At 60.2% G+C, this 1,544-nt stretch carries 1 protein-coding gene; it reads left to right on the forward strand.

The features are described 5' to 3' along the window. Positions 1 to 1,389 (forward strand): FGGY-family carbohydrate kinase (locus NW820_RS12305; RefSeq protein ID WP_414407633.1); only part of this gene is annotated, 1,389 nt, incomplete at its 5' end. Between the last annotated feature and the right edge of the window lie 155 nt (positions 1,390 to 1,544).

Consider the following 1,544-nt stretch of genomic DNA (forward strand, 5'->3'; position numbering starts at 1 on the left):
CCTATGCCCCCTGTGTTTCTTGGGATCGATCTGGGCACTTCTGGGATGCGGGTGGTGGCCCTCTCAGAGCAGGGGGAGGTGGTGGCCAAAAGCGAGCGCCAGTGGGATCCCCCAGAGACCAATCCGGGCCGCTGGTTGCGAACCCTGAAAGCCCTTTTGGGACAACTGACCGCGCAACTGGGGGAGCAGTATTCCATTGCAGCTCTGAGTGCTTGCAGCACTTCCGGCACCATTCTGCCGGTGGATGGTCGAGGCATGCCGTTGGAACAGGCGTGGCTGTATTCTGACCCACGGGGCCAGGCTCAGGCCAAGCAATTGGGGATCCCTGCCAGTTGGGGTCTCAGCCGTTGGCTGTGGTGGGCGGAAGCCTATCCTGATCAGTATCGAGACAGCTACTTGGCCCATCCGGCGGACTTTTTGCTGAGCCAACTGGGGGGGCGCAGGCAGGTGACCGATCACACCCATGCCCTCAAGAGCGGTTTCGACCTGGAGGCCTACACCTGGCCTCAGGAGTGGTTGGCGCGGCAGGGCCTAAACCCCAAGCATTTCCCCGAGGTGGTGCCGCCGGGAACGGTTTTAGGAACGGTGCGAGCAGACTGGGGGTTGGGGCCGGAAGTGCTGATCGCGGCAGGGATCACCGATGGCTGTGCCGGGCAACTGGCGGCAGGGGCTATTCGCTTGGGGCAGGTTTCCACCAGCTTGGGCACAACCCTTATTTTTAAGGCCAACAGTCCGGATCCCATACAAACCCCAAGCATCTATTCCCATTTGCACCCGGACAGTGCTCCGCACCGCTGTCGCGAACGAATGGTTTGGTGGCCGGGGGCCGCCTCTTTTTGTGGAGGCGGAGTTTTGCCTCATTACTTCCCCGACGGCAACCTGCAAATGCTGGATCAGCAAGCTCAGGCTTATCTGCCCACCGGGCTGGTCAGCTATCCCCTTTGTCAGCCGGGAGAGCGTTTTCCCATTGTCGATCCCCGGTTCGCCGGGTTCTTGCCGGAGGCAGAAGAGGGATCCCCCCGTTTTTACGCTGCTTTGTTGGAGGGGGTAGCGATGGTGGAGCGGCTGGGGCTGGAAACGTTGGCCGCTCAAGGGATCCCAGTGCCAGAGCAGAGCCCGATTTTCACCACCGGTGGAGGCAGCAAAAGCCCTCTCTGGTTGCGCCTACGCGCCAGCATCCTTGCTCGTCCCTTGGCTGTGGTGAAACACCCGGAGCCGGCTGTGGGGGCAGCCATCTTGGCCGCTTCTGCCTATTGGTGCTGCTCTGTCCAACAGGCTGCCGATCGATTGGTACAGGTAGAACGCTATGTTCAACCGGATCCAGAGTGGGTGAAGTCTTACGCAGAGATCTACTCGGTCTTTCACAGCCGCCTGAGCAACCTGCTTTGACATGTTCCCTGCTCTACTGGCTTGCTTCCCCGTAGCGGTAGGGTGAGGATTCTTGTTACTGGTTCCACAACAGCCCTTGCCGCAAAGGATCCCGTCCCGCTTTCGCCAGTAGGTTTCCCCTCTAAAACAGCGATGATGGTTTCCCAGTTGTTCAG

The sequence above is a fragment of the Synechococcus sp. R55.7 genome, from assembly GCF_047461955.1.
Taxonomy (GTDB): domain Bacteria; phylum Cyanobacteriota; class Cyanobacteriia; order Thermostichales; family Thermostichaceae; genus Thermostichus.